Below are 17,000 nucleotides of genomic sequence, written 5' to 3' on the forward strand. Positions count from 1 at the left end.
AATTGCCATCAGCCACTCCCCGATGCAGCGCCGGCAGAATCGTGACGAGCGACTTCGCGGCTGAATACTTCGAGACAACGGCTTTTGATGGCAACGAATTCCGGGCTTGTCAGCGACTTGGCGTCTCGTGGCCAGGGAACGTCGACCGGCACTGTATCGGCGATGCGGGTCGGCCGGCGTGTCAACATCAGCACGCGGTTCGCCAGTTGGACCGCCTCCTCGAGGTCGTGCGACACGAGGATCATTGTATTCCGGCGTTTCAGGAAAACGTGCTGCAGCCGTTCACGCATGAACAGCGTCATCTCATAGTCGAGTGCTGAAAACGGCTCATCGAGAAACAGCACTTCAGGGTCGGTAATCAGCGCCCGCAAGATGGAGACCATCTGCTGTTGCCCACCGGATAGTTCATACGGGTAGCGGTTCAGGTCAATCTTTATATTAAATTCTGCAAGCAACGCCTCGACGCGCAGTGACTGCGTTTTCTTGTCGAGGCCCAGGATCTTGAGCGGATATTGGATATTGCTGATCGCGCGCATCCATGGAAACAACGCCTCCCGGTAGTTCTGGAAGACATATGAGAGGCGGGTCTGCGCTATTGTCTTGCCATCGTAGAGCACGGTGCCGAAATCGATCGGAATGATCCCGGAGATAAGATTGATGAAGGTGCTCTTGCCGCAACCGTTCGGCCCGAAGATGGAAACGAATTCGCCTTCCTGCAGATCGAGATTGAAATCGCGATAGACATCGGAATCGCCGAACTGCTTGGTCAGGCCGCGAATTTCGATCTTTCCGCGGCGAAGCGACTGCTGATCCGATATCCGCGTACCCGGGTCGGACATTTCAACGTCCCGCCCAGTGCACGAAATACCTTTCGATCAGCAGGAACGCGTAGTTCAGGCAATAACCGAGCGCCCCGGACAATATCAGCGAGCCGTACATGTCTTTCAGATTATACGACATCTGATCGTCCATGATCCGGTGCCCCATGCCGTCCATGCCGCCGATAAACATTTCGGCGACAACAATGACGACCAGCGACAGCGAAACGCCGGCACGCAGACCAACGAAGGTTTGCGGCAGCGTCTCAAGGAAGATCACTTCGGCAAAGATGCGGATTCGTCCCGCCCCCATCGAACGTGCGGCGAGAATGCGCGTCTTGCGCGCGTTGAGTACGCCGTAGGCCACGTTGAAGACGATAATCAAAAGCGCGGAGAATGCCGCAAGGGCCACCTTGCCCTCATCCCCGAGACCAAAAACCAGCATGAACAACGGAAACATTGCTGTCGCCGGAGTCGAGCGGCAGAAATCGATCAGAAATTCCGCACCGCGATAAAGCCGCTCGTTGGCACCGATCACGATTCCGATTGGCACGCCAATTCCGGCTGCGATCGCGAAAGACCACAGAACGCGGCCAAGCGTCTGCGTCAGATCGTAAACCATCGTTCCCTGTGTCAGTGCGATCCAGGTCGTGGCAAAGGTCGCACCGGGTGGCGGAATCAAGCGGGTGTTGAGCAAACCCAGCGCACCCGCAGCATACCAGATAAAAATCACAAGGACCGGACCGGCCGCCACCTGCAGGAATCGGTCAAAAGCCGGACGCTTGAACCACGGCAGCACCGCCTTGGTTGGCGGGATTGTCACGCTCTCACGCGAGATCGGCGGCGCTTGTTCGCCGGAGCCGGTCGTCTGCGTGGGAGACAGCCCTGTCATTGCGTTTGAGTTATCCCTTTATGCATTGACGACCGCGTTTTCGAGGGCGCCGACTCCCTCCAGTTCGACCCGGACTACGTCTCCGGCCTTCAAGAAGATTTCGCGAAACCCTCCGACACCAAACGGTGTGCCGGTCGCGATGACATCGCCGGCACGCAACGTCGCGTGGGCGGAGATGAATTCGATCAACTGCCAGGTGTCGAAGACCATCAGTCCGGTGTTCGCGTCCTGCATGACCCGGTCATTGAGCGTGGTCTTGATATGCAGCTTATGCAAGTCTTGGATGGCCCGCATGCTGGTCAAGTTTGGTCCAATCGGTGACGACTGATCAAGCGCCTTGGAGCAGAACCAATCAACGATGCGGTTTTTCCCCAGATCAACCCATTGCAAGTCCCGTGCCGTGGTATCGTTGACGATCGTCACTGCGGCAACATGCGCCGGGGCATCGGCACGCGATACGTTGCGCGCATCCTTTCCAATCATCACTGCCATCTCGCCCTCATAATCGAGCTTGGACGAAACGGGCGGCATGATAATTGGCTGATCCGGACCGACCAGCGCCGGATAGGGTTTAAAGAAAATAACCGGTGTCTTGGGAACGCCAAGTCCCGCTTCTTCCGCGTGCTGCCGATAATTCGCACCGACCGCGAAAATCATTCGCCCAGTATCGATCGGCGGACCGAACGACACATCTTTGTGGTTCAGGATTTTCGCGCCCGGCAATTGCATACCGGGATCCCAACCGCCGGCATTGTCCTGCAGGAAAGTGGCGACGGTCGGATAGCGATCGCTGATGTCGGCGACAGCATCACCGCTTGCCAGTCCGGTTCGAAATTCCTCTCGACTGCCTTTTTCCCTGAACCGGACGAGTACCGTGCTCATGGCCGCCCCCGTCAGGTCAGTGTTGGAAGTGCAAAGCTGTAAGGCGCACCGTCCAGTCCGACCTGGACGTCGGTAAGGCCGCCGCAGTTCTGGCAAATCAAATGGCGCAGCTTGAAGCGTCCCCGATCATAGGCTTCGCCGCGCACGGGTCCTGCGGACGAAGGATGCGTCTCGACAAGCCCGAGATGATCCAGGAGGTTCTCGTCGGTGCTGCAATGACGGTGACCGCAATTTCCGCAGCTCACCGACTGTTTGCCGGCATCGATAACGAGCGCGTCGGCGATTTCGGTACGAGCCGTGCCGCGATAGGACCACTTCAGCTCGCCTGCCGCAGGCTTCTTGGCAGATGCTTTACGACTGGTCCTGATCTGCTCGCGCTTGATCTTGGTCCCACCATGATCAGCCTTGCCGTCGGACGCCAGCGCCACGCCGTAAACATTTGCGCACACATCGTGCGAGACTGCGCCGCGCGCCACGTCGGTCGCAACACTTTCCGGGTCACGCAGCAGAGGATCGCCATAGCCGCCGCCGCCCTGCCAGCTATGATACCAGACATCGCCGGCCAGAATTGGGCTTCGAACGTGCTTGCAAATCAGCCATTCCAGTTCGCCATCGACGGTCTTGAGACGGTCGGGTAACGCCTTGCCGCCGTCGATGCGCTCCTTGATGTCGGTCTTCACGACCCGCGCAATCGAGATCGCCGAACCTGGAAGGCCACCGGCGATGCCGATTGCGTTTGGCATTTCAGCGCCGGTCCCGGCGAACAGGCCCTCTAGTTGGCCCGTCGGCGCGTCGTAGATCGTATAGGCCAGTTCACCCGAACGCCCGCCACGGAACTTGCCGGGCCCCCCGGAATCCTGCAGATGACGACGGAACAGGTAAAGCACGGGGTATTCGGCTTCCTGATCCTCGATGTTCGGCATGTTCGGCGTCGTGTTGAACACGATTCCGGCGGTATCCACCCCGTCATGCTCGGAACAGGCCCCACCCCCACCACCGAAATGGCTCATCTCGGTGGCGGCAAACTGGAAGCCATGCTGGCTGGTGCCGGCGAAAATCGGCGCCATCGACGTTCCCGACCAGACCGCCATCGCCTCGCGCTTGTAATCCTTGCTGGCGAGAAGCATTTGCGACAGGCAACGCCATGTCGCATCGACGGTCACGATCACAGCGGAGATCGTCGCCATCGCACAGGGCGCCGGATACGCACAATTGTTGACCGTGCCGACGTCGCTGATGATGTCCATGCAGTCGCGGACGCCGCGATTCCAGGGAATATCCCAGCAAAGATTGATATAGGTCGCGGTCAGGCACGCTGCCTGCAGTCCCGCATAGGTACAATTGATCAGCCCGCGCGCATTGGGGCTTGTGCCGGTGAAATTGAATTCCAGCCGGCTACCCTTTTTCGTCATCGTACAGATGATTTTGTAGATTTCGGGGTTGTGGCCGTCGTGATCGATATATTGCACTTCGCGCCACTGCCCGTCCGGCAACTCCGCCAGCCGCGCTTCGAGCTTCTCGCGCGAATGCGTGATGCACTGCTGCATTGCTGCCTGCACCGTATCCTCGCCCCAGCGCTCAAACAATTCGAGCACACGGCGACGGCCGCTATTGAGCGAAGCGATCTGCCCTTTGACGTCAAGCGCGACCAGGGGGTCGCGAACCTGGTTGCGAATCCACCGCAGAACGTCTTCGCGCACAACACCGCGCGAGGCGATCTTGACGGGCGGCATCCGCAGGCCTTCCTGATGGGTATCGACGGCCTTGATCGAGAAGCCGCCGGGATCCATGCCGCCATTGTCGAGCTGATGCCCGGAGGCGCCAACCCATGCAACCAACGTTCCCTTCCAGAAGATCGGGGCGACGGTTGCGATGTCGGGATGATGGATGGCGCCAAGATACGGATCGTTGCAGATGAAGATATCGCCGTCTTCGATGACCTCGCCGGGACCGAGCGATTTCATCGTACTGTCGACGATGAGCGGCAGCACATTGCCCTGGGTGACGATGTAAGGCCCGACCGAGACCAGCGATCCGTCCGCCAGCATCACCGCTGCCGCGGCGTCGTTACCCGTAATCAGGACGTTGGAGCCGGAGCAGCGCATATACTGGATGCCCATCTCCTCGCTGATCGTCATCAGGCGGTGATTGAGAACCTCAAACGTAACGGGATCGATGGAGCGGGTCTGGACTGGGTTCAGCACGTTGCGAGACCTTTCAATGACCTGACACGATGCGTGTATTGCCGAATTCGTCAATGCGGGCCTTGTGCCCGGTGTGCAGAACGATGGTCGTGCCGGGATGCTCGATCATGGCAGGACCGGAAACCGTCGCGCCGGCCGGCAAACCGGCGCCGTCATAAATCGGGGTATCGACCATCGCGTCGACGACCGGGCAATAAGCCTGACGCCGCAGCCGTGGCGCCGTGGAGCTTCCGCCGGTCTGCCTGGCCGCCGACGGCTTCTGGACGATGCCGATCGCATCGACGCCGTAATCCACCATTTCAATACCGGCATCCTTGAGCGCCGATCCCGGCCCGAACAAGCGCTCATATTCCGCCTCGAACGCCACGGCGATTTCGTCCACGCGCGCAACCGAATCCAGCCTGCCCGGAACGCGCACTCTGACGGTGTGCACCTGCCGGCGATAGCGTGCCTCCACCCATCGCTCGAAACGGCGGTCGGCTGGCGCAACATCGGCATCGAGCAGCAGCTTGTCGCCACTCGTTTCCATCGGCGTGTAGAGACTCTCGAGCTTCGCCGGCTCGACCGGCAACGTCAGCGGGTCCGAGTAGCGCAGGCTGAAACGAACATCCGACTGCGCGCTGCCATAGGCCGAATGCACCGAGGCGTTGAACGGTATGATGATTTCCGACATTCCGAGATCGGCACCATAGGACGCGGCATGAACCGGTCCGGAGCCGCCATAGGCCATCAGGGCGAACGCGCGCGGATCATGGCCGCGCTGCAATGTCGTCTTGCGGATAAGGTCGGCCATCTGCGAATCGACCACCCGGCGGATACCAGCCGCCGCGGCAATGACATCGCCGTTAAACAGCGGCACCGCGATGTGCTTGTGGATCGCCGCTGAAGCGGCATCGACGTCCAGCTTCATCCGGCCGCCGAGGAATTTGTCCGCCGACAGATGGCCAAGAACGAGATCGGCATCCGTCACCGTCGGCCGGTCGCTGCCGAAGCCATAACAGGCTGGACCTGGATCGGATGAAGCGCTCATTGGACCGATACGAAGGCGACCATTGTCCACCCAGGCGATTGAACCGCCGCCGGCGCCGATCGACACCACGTCGATCATCGGCAGCCGGAGCTGATACTGGTTGAGAATGGTTTCCTTCGAATAGGTCCACTTGCCGCCTTCGATGATCGCCACCTTGAATGTCGTTCCGCCCACGTCGGTCGCGATGACATTCGGCACGCCGAGCTGATTGGCAAGATACGCGCTGCCGACCACGCCTGCCGCCGGACCGGATTCCACCGTGAAGATCGGAATGGTCTGCGCCGGGGTCGCCAGGCCGCCATTCGCCTGAGCGATCAGCGGTTTGCACTTCAGACCGTTCTGGCCAAGCGTGGAAACCATTCCTTCCAGATAGCTTTCGATCACTGGCCCGACATAGGCGTTGAACAAGGTCGTGGCACTACGCTCATACTCGCCGAGCACCGGGGCCACTTCGCTCGAAATCGTTACATAGACGCCGGGCATTTCCTCCCTGAGGATTTCCCGCGCACGTTTTTCATGGGCATCGCTCTTGTGCGAAAACAGGAAGGCGACCGCGACCGCCTGATAGCCCTGCGCCTTGATCTTCCTGGCGATGTCGCGCATTTCTTTTTCATCGAGCCTGGTGATGCCGCGGCCTGCATAGTCCATGCGCTCGGTCACCTCGAAAATGTCCCGCTCGTCGGCGAGCAATCTGGGCTTTTCGGTTGCGCGATAATGATAGCGTTCAAATACGCTCAGGCCGGCGACGCGACCCGTTGCGCGCATAATCGTGAGGGTATCGCCGAAGCCGCGTGTGGTAACGACCGCCGTCTTGGCGCCGGCGAAGGCGAAGATCGCGTTGCTCGACTGCGTGGTGGCATGAACGAAGCGATGCGCCTCACCGAGCAGTTTCTGGAGCGGCATGTCCATGTCATCCGCTGCCTGCTCGAGGCCGGTCATAACGCCCTTGCGCAAATCGCCCGGAGTTGTGAGCGCCTTGCCGACGACCGTTCGCCCCTTTGCTTCGTCAAACACCACGACGTCCGTGAAAGTGCCGCCGATATCGACCGAGAGCGTGTACATGGCGCGACCTCATAATTTCAGTGAAATTACTGAAATACATAGTTGTGTTCCCGTCAAGCGATTTATCCCGGCATAGGCGAAATCCCCACATGGCTTTAGCAACGCGTTCTCGTCAAAGCCGAAATTCGGTTTTCAGCTATATTTGCGAGCTAATCACGCGTCTTATATTCCGCCTGCCGACGCCCCAGTCAGCGCGCTGGATTTGACAGGGAGCGCGCGCTCTTCTAGATTTTTACTGAAATGACTGAAACATCTCCCAGGTCCTCTGCCCTGATACCCATCAATCTGATGGTGTTTGCCGGCGCTTTTAATTGGCCGGTCTGGGTGGCACAGGACCGCGGCCTGTTTGCCCGCAATGGTCTGACAATCAATGTAACCGAGACGCCCGGCTCCGTCGTTCAGTGGACCAGCCTCGCTGAGGGAGGGTCCGATCTCGTCATCACCTTGATGGACAACGTGATTGCCTATCGAGAGGGCCAGGGTGAGGCACCGGTCACGGTTCCCGATGCGATCGCTGTCATGGCTTCAGATGCGTTGCTGATGCCTGCGCTGGTGACGCAGCCTGACGTCAAATCCTACGAGGATCTTCGGGGAAAGGCGCTGTCCGTTGACGCGGCGATTACCGGGCTTGCGCTTATCTTATATGCCCTTCTCGAAAAAGGCGGCTTGAAATCAGGCGACTATCAACTCGTCCGAACCGGGGGCGTGCTTGCGCGCTTCGAGGGACTGAAACGGCAGGAGTTTGCCGGCGCCCTGTTCAACACCCCGTTCTCAAACCAGTTGCAGGAACTTGGATATCGCTCGCTGGATACGGCGGCGAGCGTGATGCAACGGTATCAAGGCCATGTCGTCGCAACCCGTGCCGGCTGGGCGCAAAAAAATAGCCACGCATTGCAGGGTTTTCTGCGCGCCTTGTCGGATGCGATCGATTGGCTTTACGACCCGGCCAATCGCACCGACGCTTTTGCGATCTTCCGCGACCATATGCCGGCAAATGACGACAAGGCAGCCGGTATCGCCTATTCCGTTCTATTCGATCCGCAGACCGGCTTTGCCAAAAAAGGTGCGATCAACATCGACGGCATTACAAAAGTGCTGGAATTGCGCTCGAAGTTCGGACAACCGCCAAAGCCGCTTGGCGTGCCAGGCCGCTATTTCGATCTGAGTTATCTTGAAGCCGCGCTTAAAGACTAACGGTGAACCAGTCGAATGCGCAGCGCGCTCTGAGGTTCATCGCGGGTGGATACCCGATGACAAACGGTGACGATCCGATCGAACAGTGAGGGTGTTTCATGAGCCAAAACTACAAGCCCATTCGACTAGCCGCCGTTCAATATTCGCCGGCGTTTCTCGATCTTAAAGGCTCCATCGAAAAAGCCGCAGCGCTCATCGCCGAAGCCGGTCGAAACGGCGCGGACCTCGTGGCCTTTCCCGAGGGCTTCATCCCGACGCACCCGCTCTGGTATCACTTTCACCCGGCGAGCAGCCCGGAAGCCCAGGCTTTCTCCAGGCGTCTCGCGCAGAACAGCCTTGTCATACCCAGTCCGGAATTTGACGCTCTGTGCAAGGCGGTCAAGGACGCCGGCGTATTCACTGTCATGGGGTGCTGCGAACTTGAGTCCGGCCGGCTTGGAACGCTCTACAACACGCTTTTATTTATCGACGCCAACGGCGTCCTGGTCGGCCGCCACCGAAAACTCGTACCGACATTGGGCGAACGGCTGGTGCACTGCCCTGGCGACGCGGAGGGCTTGCGCGCATATCCCACGCATGCAGGATTTAAAGTTTCCGGACTGATGTGCGGCGAGAATTCCAATGCCCTCGCCACCTATGCGCTCGATGCCCAAGGCACCAACGTCCATGTGGCTTCCTGGCCGTCTCATTTTCAGCTCGGTGCGGATCTTTCAAATATCGTCCAGATGGTAAGCCGGGCGCTCGCCTACCAAATGAAGGCATTTGTCATCAACGCAGTGAGTACCATCAACGAGGAGATGCTCAAGCAGCTTCCCGTGACCGAGTTGCATCGCACTTATATGGCAAAGCAAGGCCGCGGTTCGTCGATCGTCGGGCCGTCCGGCGATTTTCTGGCCGAGCCGATGGGAAGCGAGGAAGGGATCCTGTACGCCAATGTATCGCTCTCAGACCTGGTATCCCCGAAAGTGGTTCAAGACTTTGCCGGACACTATAATCGGTTTGACCTTCTGAGCCTGTCTTTAACGCGTAGCGTGCCACGCGCCATCAACATTGCTGAAAAGCGGCTCGATTCTCAGACGAAGGTCGGGCTGCCTCAAACGAAAGAACCGTCAAAAGAAATCAACATAGCATCCAATCGGGGGGCTTCCTCGTCTCAGGCTTGAGTGCTCTTCACCCCCCTCCTCTGGATCAATCGCGTGCGGGCGTTCGTCAGGGCTTCGCCGCATCGGCGGATGGCACGTCTTGACCGAAGATCTCCGCGGCAATCCGATTGGTCTCGATCGCGGCCGGAATGCCGCAATACATCGCAACCAGCAGTAGGACGTCCTGCACCTGCGCCCTCGTGCATCCGTTCGCCAGGGCGCCTTTCGCGTGCACCGCAAATTCAGCGGGTTTGCTGCTGGCCGCGGTTATCCCGAGCATGACGAGACTGCGAACACTGTCGGACAGTCCGGTTCTCTCCCAGACGTCACCATAAACATAGGCGTTGATGACGTTTTGAAGCGGAGCCCCGAATTCGCCTGATACAGCCATCCGCTTCTCGACATCGGCTTCGCCAAACATCTTTTTGCGCCGCCGCAGACCGCGCGCGTATAAATCCTTGGTATCCGCCATAGCCGCCTCATTGCTTGAGATGCTGAATTTATATGGATAAATTTATAACGACTCAACCGTCAAATTGGCGGTATTATAGGTCGTATCTTGCTTTCCGTTCTTATTTGTCCGTATAAATGGATTAAAGTTCCGGGGGGATGGATATGTCACTGAAGCTGAGCATTCTCGCTGGCCTGTTGCTGCTCGGATGGACGATTCCGCAAGGAGTCGCGGCAAGCAACGATTATCCCAATCGGCAGATCAAGATCGTGGTGCCGTTCCCTGCCGGCGCCGGCCCGGATCAAGTGGCGCGCATGTTGGGTCAACATCTGCAAAACGCCTTTGGCCAGACCGTGCTGATCGAGAACCGCGCGGGAGCGCTCGGCAGCATCGGGGCGGCGGAGGTCGCGCGCAGCGCCCCCGACGGTTACACCCTGCTGATGGGCACCAATACGACCCACGCGGGTAATGTCGCGATGCTCAAAAACCTTCCCTACGATCCGGCGAAGGATTTCACCCCCGTCATCAGGACCGTCACCACCGCGATGGTGCTGTTGGTCAAGCCGGACTTCCCGGCCAAGAACGTTACCGAGCTTCTCGATTATGCGAAGATGCATCCGAATCTGACCGCCGGCTACGGCTCGGGTGCGTCGCAGATATCCGTCGGGCAATTGCAATCGCGCGGCGGCCTCTCGGTGATCGCGGCTTCCTACCGTGGCGTGCCACAGGCGGTTACCGACGTGATGACCGGAGCGATCAATCTCACATTTGCCGATCTGTCGCTGGCTGTGCCGCAGATGCAAGGCGGCACGCTTCGCGGCATCGGTGTGACCTCGTCGAAGCGAAGCGAACTGGTCCCCGCTTTGCCCGCGTTGGCCGAGGTCATCCCCGGCTTCGAGGCGACGATCTGGTACGGACTGCTCGCACCCGCGAATACCCCCGGCGCCATCGTCGACAAGTTACATGCGGAGAGCGAAAAGTTCCTGTCGATGCCGGCAACAAAGGAAAAGCTCGCCAATGTCGGCGTTATCGTTTCGACGATGCCGCCGAAGGAATTTGGCACTTTCATTCAAAGCGAGATCATCCGTTGGACAGCCGATGCCAAGGCTGCCGGCATCGAGCCCCAATAGTTCGGACTGGAACACCGTTACGCCCATGACAGTTCATGCGACCATTGGAATAATCGGGCTCGGCTTTATGGGAGTTTCGCTGTCTGCGCGACTGCTCGCTGCCGGAAATGCCGTGATCGGGTTCGATATCGACACCGATCGTTGCAAGGCACTGAAAGCCAGAGGTGGCGAGTTGGCCTCCTCCGCTGCGGAGCTTGCCACTCAATGCCCGACAATCATTATGGCTGTTTATAGCGCCAGCCAGGTTGAAGCCCTGCTTGCGGAACTGGCACGAAACAAAAAGCCGGCGCGAAGCGTCATCATCTGTACGACCACATGTACACCGGACGAAGTCATACGAATCGCCAAACAGGCTGACGACGCCGGCCTGGCCTTCGTCGAGGCACCCATATCCGGCACCAGCGAAGAGGTGCGGAACGGCTCCGCAGTGGCGCTGGTCGCGGGCTCGCAAGAGACCATCGAGACCGTCGGCGCCCTGCTTGATATTATCAGTCCGCAACGCGTGAACGTCGGCAAAATCGGCAACGCCAGCCGAACCAAATTTGCGATCAATCTGATCCTGCAAAGCAACAGGGCGGCATTGGCCGAGGGTATCGTCTTCGCGGAGAGCCTGGGGCTCGACCCTGCGGTGTTTCTGGCTACCGCACGAAAGTCCGCCGCCTATTCCCGTGTCATGGACACCAAGGCAAACAAGATGCTGAAGCGCGATTTCACACCCGAGTCACATATTTCGCAGACTTTGAAGGACGCCGAACTGATTCTCGGGGAAGCCGAGCGCAGAAATCTTTCACTCCCCATGACATCAACCCAGGCCGCCCTGCTGCGCATGGCCATCGCGCTGCAGGGGCCGGACAACGACAGTGCCGCTGTCATCGAAGCTCTCCGGCCGCCCCAGGCCCGAGTCGAGGTTCCCACATGATCAATTGCGCCATCGTTGGATTGGGCCGCTGGGGCCGGAATCTCGTCGGGGCCGCGCACAGCCAGACTCGCCTGAAAATGGTTCGAGCCGTCGAGACCGATCTCGACCACGCCCGAGGGTTTTGTGCCGAGCATCATCTCGACCTGACCGACAGTCTTCAAGACGTCCTTGGCGATCGCGCGATCGAAGCCGTTCTGCTGGCGACGCCGCATTCCCTGCACATGGATCAGGTGATTGTCTCGGCCACTGCCGGCAAGCAGATATTCTGCGAAAAGCCGCTCGCACTGCATCGCGATCACGCCGCACGCATGTTCGGCGCCTGCCGCGACGCGGGCGTGGTTCTTGCAGTTGGGCACAATCGCCGGTTCTGGCCGTCGATGCAGGCGCTGCGAAAGATCGTCGCCAGCGGTGAACTCGGGACGATCCTTCACGTTGAGGGCCACAACAGTAACGAACACTCCGAGAAGATCACCGAGGGGTGGCGGCTGTCTCCCGAGGAGTCCCCCGGCGGCGGGCTGACCGGCGCCGGGCTGCACGTGCTCGATGCCTTTGTCAGCCTGCTGGGTCCTGTCCGCCAGGTTTACGCGCGCTTCAATTCGCGCGATCCCGGTCCGCCGCCGCGGGATTCTTCTGTGCTCGTAATCGATTTTGCCAATGGCGTGACCGGTACCCTCGCAACCGTGAGAGCAACTCCGTTGTACTGGCGGGTTCACGTGTTCGGCACCAAGGGATCGGCGGAAGTGCTTGGTGAAAACACGCTGGTGCTGCGAACGTCCGGCAGCGAGCCAAAGAATGTAATCTATCCACCCATTGATGTACTAGCCGCCGAACTGGACGCTTTCGCGGATGCGGTCGAGCGCAAACGTCCTTTCCCCGCGCCGGAAATAGAAGTGCTGGCCACGCTGTCGGCTTTCGAGGCTGCGCTGGAATCGATGCAGTCGGGACAACCGGTGGCCTGCGATGTCAGATAAACCCAGAGAGCGGAAGCTGTCGCGCTATCGCGACATCGCGACCAGGCTGCAAAAAGAAATCCGGCTTGGCAAATATCCGGTCGGGGATTTACTGCCGACCGAAACCGAATTAATGGCGCATTATTCGACCAGCCGTCAGACCGTTCGCGAGGCACTTCGGATCTTGATGGATCAAGGTCTGATAGTTCGGCGCGTCGGGCTCGGCTCGGTAATCATCGCAACCGAGCCTCCCGTGCTGTTCACCCATAGCGTCAAATCGCTCAGTGAGTGGCTCAGATATTCCAATGAAACCTATCGTGACGTGGTCAGGAGCGGCGAGATCGTCGCAGATCGCGATCTTGCCGCGTTGTTGAAATGCGAGCCCGGCAAGCAATGGTTTCTGATCGAGTCCATCCGCCGCGTCGACCAATTTGCGGCTCCTCTCGGATGGACCGAGATCTACGTGTTGCGGAAATTCGCCGGTGTGGTGAAGCGTAGCGACCACGGCCGCGCGCCCGTACATGAACAGATCGCCAAGATGTTCGGCCAGACCACCGAATATGCACAAATGGAAATCTTCGTGCGAAAAATGCCAGCCGCGTTCGCGAAGGCGTTACAAGTTGAAGCTGGCTCTCCCGCCCTGACCGTCGTGCGCCGATATTATGGCCTGAAGGAAGAGCTGTTCGAAGTGACTGTCACCACGCATCCCGAAGGCCGCTACACGTATTCGATGGATATGCAGCGCTCGCTTCGTCCCCGCGTCTAGAGCGTTTTCGAGCGAAGTGGATACCGGTTCGCGTGAAGAAAACGCGTCAAAACAAAAGACTAGAGCCCGGTTCTGATTCAATCAGAACCGATAAGGCTCTAGTATCGCAGCCCGAAGCGCGATACCGGGACCGAACGCGCCTCTACAGACACTTCTTTCGCTTTCAACGCTATATCCAGTTCATTACATTTAACTCAATATCGCTCGATGGTGGTCCTGAATGGGCGGACCAGCTCAACAGAAGCAATGAGGCGACCAGGACGGCGCCATAAAGCGCAACGACGGCTAGTGTTTCGAGTTCAATCCGTGATCGAGAGACACTCGGAAACGCTCTCGTGAAAGAAGTCATTTACGATCTCCGAATCCGGCGATGAGACCATCAATACCGGATCAATCACTCGGAGAATGTGAACCAGGTCACTTCATTCCAGAAAATCTGCACCAACGCAGACTTTGTCACGATCACGCGTGGCCTGGGTCATTACCAGACATCAACCTGCCTTCAGAAAACGTCAGCTACTGGTTCGGCGGTGCAAGATCAGGGGCCCTCTCGTCAACGTCGCATTGGAAATTGCCCAAGTACCGCGTTGCTATGGTGGGCCATCACCCGGCGCAGACTTTTGGCTGGCCCGCCGGTCGTTTCGCCTGGGAAAGTAAACGGCAAACTCAAGCTCCATTGGCTCAGGAAACGAAACCCCCAGGGATAATTTGTCAGGTTGGGATCCAGGGTGAGTGTCGGATCCGACTTTGGCACGAATGGCGGAGAGCTCTGGACGGTCCCCTTGACCGGCTGGAACGTCGCCTTACTCAAATTAAAATTCAAAATTGAATAGACGAAGCTTCCGTCGGTCGCGACTCCGACCAAGGGTTGCTCGAGCTTGTTTCTGATAGCAGCGATTTTTTCATTCGTTCCGGGCTGAGAGAGCTTTCCGGGAATACCGCAGCGCTCAAACCACGCACTGATGGATCCGAGGGGACAGCGCACATCGAAAGAGTCCCCGTCAGCCCGGATCATGGCGAGCTGTTTGTTAAAGCCGTACAGATTCCGACCCACAGTCACGGGGACCTGAGAATCCAGCAAGATGTGTGGCATGAAGCTGAATGGAACATCGCTCAGGGTGGGCCTGCCGGTATGTGCTACATCCGGAATCAGCTGGGCAATTTCAAAATATTTGCCGCCGCCGAAGGGCAATATTCCCGGCCGAACATTGCGTTGTCGTCCGAAGATCAAGACCACTTCATGCATTTTCGGCTCGGATGCCTTCGGCTTCGACCTGGACCTTGAATCCGGCGTCGTGGTCGTCGGCGTTCTCGGCACATACAATTCGAGGCCATCGGGAAGCTGCGCCTCGACGAAGTCAGCCGGCAAGGACGTCAGAACGCAAAATGCCTCGATGTCACCCACGCCGCCAACGGCGTGGCTGCTTATCTTGCGGAAGAAATCCAGTGCGGGGAGCAATGCCGTGGGTAAACCAGGGTCCCCGAAATCTGTGGCGTTCGGCATGTCAATATGTACTCCTGCGATTGCGCTGGCCGCGGCGCGTCCCGCCATGACAGCTGCTTCAATACAACCTGCGTTAATTCCAGTCCGAACCCAGTCACCTGCGAGGTAGAGATTGTCTACCCCCGATTCATCGGCTCGCATCCGCTCGTAAACGCTGCCAGGTACCGACAGCACGTATCGATCGGACGGATTGATATTTGCTCGCACGTATTGCGCGTCTAACCGGTATCGTCCGTCGCGCGCTTTACGATCAAAAAATAACTCCCATCGTATCGCTCCCTTTGAATCAACGATATTAGGCCACAGAACAGGAAGGCTTTCCTTGATCCATTTGAGAGTCAGATCTTTCGCGCGTTTCTGCTCCTTTTCAGGATATTTCGGGTCAGTGTATGGAGCCGGCACCGGCTTGTCATCCGGGAAACCGCCGCAAAAATAGGCCAGGCCCTTGGGGGGATCGTAAGGCGACCAGTTTTCCTCCGGCAGCATCAGGCTCAAATCACCCCAACTATCGAGGGGTTTTGCAAACCCGGTCAGAACAGTCCCTGGAGCGTTCGGACCAAGGTCCTGCGTAGGAACCGTGGTCCATGCCTGAAAGGCCATGGTCGCCGTGGTCTTGACGGCGTCGACCATGCTTTTCCAATTCGGCAGCCGATCGACGAGATCCTCGCAGATCGTGGCGAAAGCTCCCAGACTGATACCCAAAACGACGACGTCAAAATCCTTGCCGAGCTTGAGCGATGGATGGTCGACACCTTTCCAATCCGACCATGCGGACTCCAGATCGACGTCGCGGAGTTGGCGTCGTTCCTTCAGCAATTCAAGATTTGGACGCGACGGCCAGGTCGGCAGACTGTTTCCATGACCATCCGTAACCGCGATCAAAGGCTTGTAGGGCGGGTTCAAAACAGTGGCTTGCGTTGTCGTGCGAATGGTTTCAATCGATCCACCGTCCGCGGATAATTCGATACGGTCAATCCGGGTAAAGAAGTTGAATTTCACCTTCCGTTTCTCAAGCACTTCGAACAGCGGCGCGAAAATCAGTTCCCCCATTGTCGCGCGCAGGAGATAGAAAAACGAACCTCGATAACCGAAAACCAATTTCAGGAGAATGCGCGTCCCGGTCCCCGCCCCGACCTGTCTGTTACCTTTGACAAATCCGAACACATAGTCGTAGCAGCCTCGCACCAAGGCTGAATTGAGGCTGTCCTCGGAACAGCCATTGGCGGCCATCCACTCCGACCACTCAAGATGATCGATACAATCAAATCCGAGCCATAAGACTTCATCCTTCAACATGCCAAGGGCAATTGAAAGCGCGACCTCGCAGAGTATAAAAGCGTGCCGCGCTTCGTCGTTTTTTGCGAGGTGGTTTTGCGCGGCAAGGTTACTTTTCAAATGTCCCCGCGAGGCATCGATCAGAAATTTAAGATGCGCAACGTGTTCCGAACTAACCTCACCTGGATCTGACGATAGTGCTTCAATTCTGGCCGCCGCGGCCTTGAGAGGACCGGCCGTCACCTCTTGGTCGGTCAGCCAGGTTGGGCTGCCAGTCGGCCACGTCGCGGCAAGATCGAAAGACTTCGTTCCCTCTGAGGAATTTCTGATCAGGGACTGAAGATAGTCCACCGTCGAGAACGACTGATCGTTCGGCGAGCCGGGTAAACCGTCGTGCGGCTCCAGATGGAACGGCCACGGTTCCCAGCGGCCCCTGGATGCCGGCTCCATCAGGACGCAACTGTTGATGCCCTCGAACGCGTTTACGCGTGACCCGAACGGAGGCTCCAATCCCAGCTCTTTCATCGCCGCATAGACGCGATCTACCAGCTGAAAGGCGTTGTCATAAAATCCGGTCCAGACATGCAATCCGTGTTCTTCAGCGCGGTAACCGGCATCTGGGTTGCGACCGACGGCGCCTTTGCCGCCCAACCGCCATCCAATCGTGTGGACGGTGATATCGAACAACTCTCCTTCGGGATCCAGTTCGGTCAGCTCAAATGCCGCACTGAGTGCGGCGACGCCACCTCCCAAAATCGCTACTTTTTTCCGGGGCATCTCT

The 17,000-nt window shown here is 58.3% G+C and carries 13 protein-coding genes; 6 read left to right on the top strand and 7 right to left on the bottom strand.

Translation table 11 applies throughout. The features are described from left to right. Positions 1-8 precede the first annotated feature (8 nt). From HB676_RS10165 to HB676_RS10185, 5 genes are all read right to left on the bottom strand, one after another. A complete protein-coding gene (locus HB676_RS10165; RefSeq protein ID WP_213737656.1) occupies positions 9-839 on the bottom strand; it encodes an ABC transporter ATP-binding protein in 831 nt (276 codons plus the stop codon). A 1-nt stretch (position 840) separates the two neighbouring features. Next, the gene (locus HB676_RS10170; RefSeq protein WP_213737657.1) at positions 841-1,710 is read right to left on the bottom strand and encodes an ABC transporter permease; all 870 of its coding nucleotides are present in this window, start codon (positions 1,708-1,710) and stop codon (positions 841-843) included. 18 nt (positions 1,711-1,728) lie between these two features. Further along, on the bottom strand, positions 1,729-2,439 hold the full coding sequence (locus HB676_RS10175) for a fumarylacetoacetate hydrolase family protein (RefSeq protein ID WP_213737658.1): 711 nt from the start codon (positions 2,437-2,439) through the stop codon (positions 1,729-1,731). A gap of 164 nt (positions 2,440-2,603) precedes the next feature. Then, positions 2,604-4,796, bottom strand: a complete 2,193-nt coding sequence (locus HB676_RS10180; RefSeq protein ID WP_213737659.1) for a hydantoinase B/oxoprolinase family protein — start codon at positions 4,794-4,796, stop codon at positions 2,604-2,606. Positions 4,797-4,809: 13 nt separating this feature from the next. Continuing rightward, positions 4,810-6,888 carry a hydantoinase/oxoprolinase family protein gene (locus tag HB676_RS10185; protein WP_213737660.1) on the bottom strand — a complete coding sequence of 693 codons (2,079 nt, stop codon included), beginning with the start codon at positions 6,886-6,888 and terminating at the stop codon, positions 4,810-4,812. A 240-nt stretch (positions 6,889-7,128) separates the two neighbouring features. Between HB676_RS10185 and HB676_RS10190 the strand changes: the two genes are divergently transcribed. Beyond that, positions 7,129-8,082, top strand: coding sequence for an ABC transporter substrate-binding protein (locus HB676_RS10190; protein ID WP_213737661.1), 954 nt, complete (start codon positions 7,129-7,131; stop codon positions 8,080-8,082). Between the two features lie 98 nt (positions 8,083-8,180). After that, positions 8,181-9,245, top strand: a complete 1,065-nt coding sequence (locus tag HB676_RS10195) for a carbon-nitrogen hydrolase family protein (protein ID WP_213737662.1) — start codon at positions 8,181-8,183, stop codon at positions 9,243-9,245. A gap of 46 nt (positions 9,246-9,291) precedes the next feature. Here HB676_RS10195 and HB676_RS10200 read toward each other — a convergent pair whose 3' ends face one another. Then, complete coding sequence (locus HB676_RS10200) at positions 9,292-9,696, bottom strand: carboxymuconolactone decarboxylase family protein (RefSeq protein ID WP_213737663.1); 405 nt, start codon at positions 9,694-9,696, stop codon at positions 9,292-9,294. Between the two features lie 143 nt (positions 9,697-9,839). Between HB676_RS10200 and HB676_RS10205 the strand changes: the two genes are divergently transcribed. The 4 genes from HB676_RS10205 to HB676_RS10220 are packed head-to-tail and all read left to right on the top strand — an operon-like array spanning position 9,840 to position 13,440. Then, positions 9,840-10,805, top strand: a complete 966-nt coding sequence (locus tag HB676_RS10205; RefSeq protein WP_213737664.1) for a tripartite tricarboxylate transporter substrate-binding protein — start codon at positions 9,840-9,842, stop codon at positions 10,803-10,805. A gap of 25 nt (positions 10,806-10,830) precedes the next feature. Beyond that, positions 10,831-11,724, top strand: coding sequence for an NAD(P)-dependent oxidoreductase (locus tag HB676_RS10210; RefSeq protein WP_213737665.1), 894 nt, complete (start codon positions 10,831-10,833; stop codon positions 11,722-11,724). Continuing rightward, positions 11,721-12,695, top strand: coding sequence for a Gfo/Idh/MocA family oxidoreductase (locus HB676_RS10215; protein WP_213737666.1), 975 nt, complete (start codon positions 11,721-11,723; stop codon positions 12,693-12,695). Before HB676_RS10210 ends, HB676_RS10215 begins: the two co-directional genes overlap by 4 nt. Then, entirely contained in the window at positions 12,685-13,440 is a 756-nt protein-coding gene (locus tag HB676_RS10220) for a GntR family transcriptional regulator (protein WP_213737667.1), read from the top strand. The genes HB676_RS10215 and HB676_RS10220 overlap by 11 nt, the downstream gene beginning before the upstream one ends. A gap of 553 nt (positions 13,441-13,993) precedes the next feature. On the opposite strand, the gene HB676_RS10225 is transcribed toward HB676_RS10220, so the two are convergent. Then, complete coding sequence (locus HB676_RS10225) at positions 13,994-16,996, bottom strand: FAD-dependent oxidoreductase (RefSeq protein WP_213737668.1); 3,003 nt, start codon at positions 16,994-16,996, stop codon at positions 13,994-13,996. Between the last annotated feature and the right edge of the window lie 4 nt (positions 16,997-17,000).

The sequence above is a fragment of the Bradyrhizobium sp. dw_411 genome (genome assembly GCF_018449695.1).
In the GTDB taxonomy this organism is placed as follows: Bacteria; Pseudomonadota; Alphaproteobacteria; order Rhizobiales; family Xanthobacteraceae; genus Bradyrhizobium.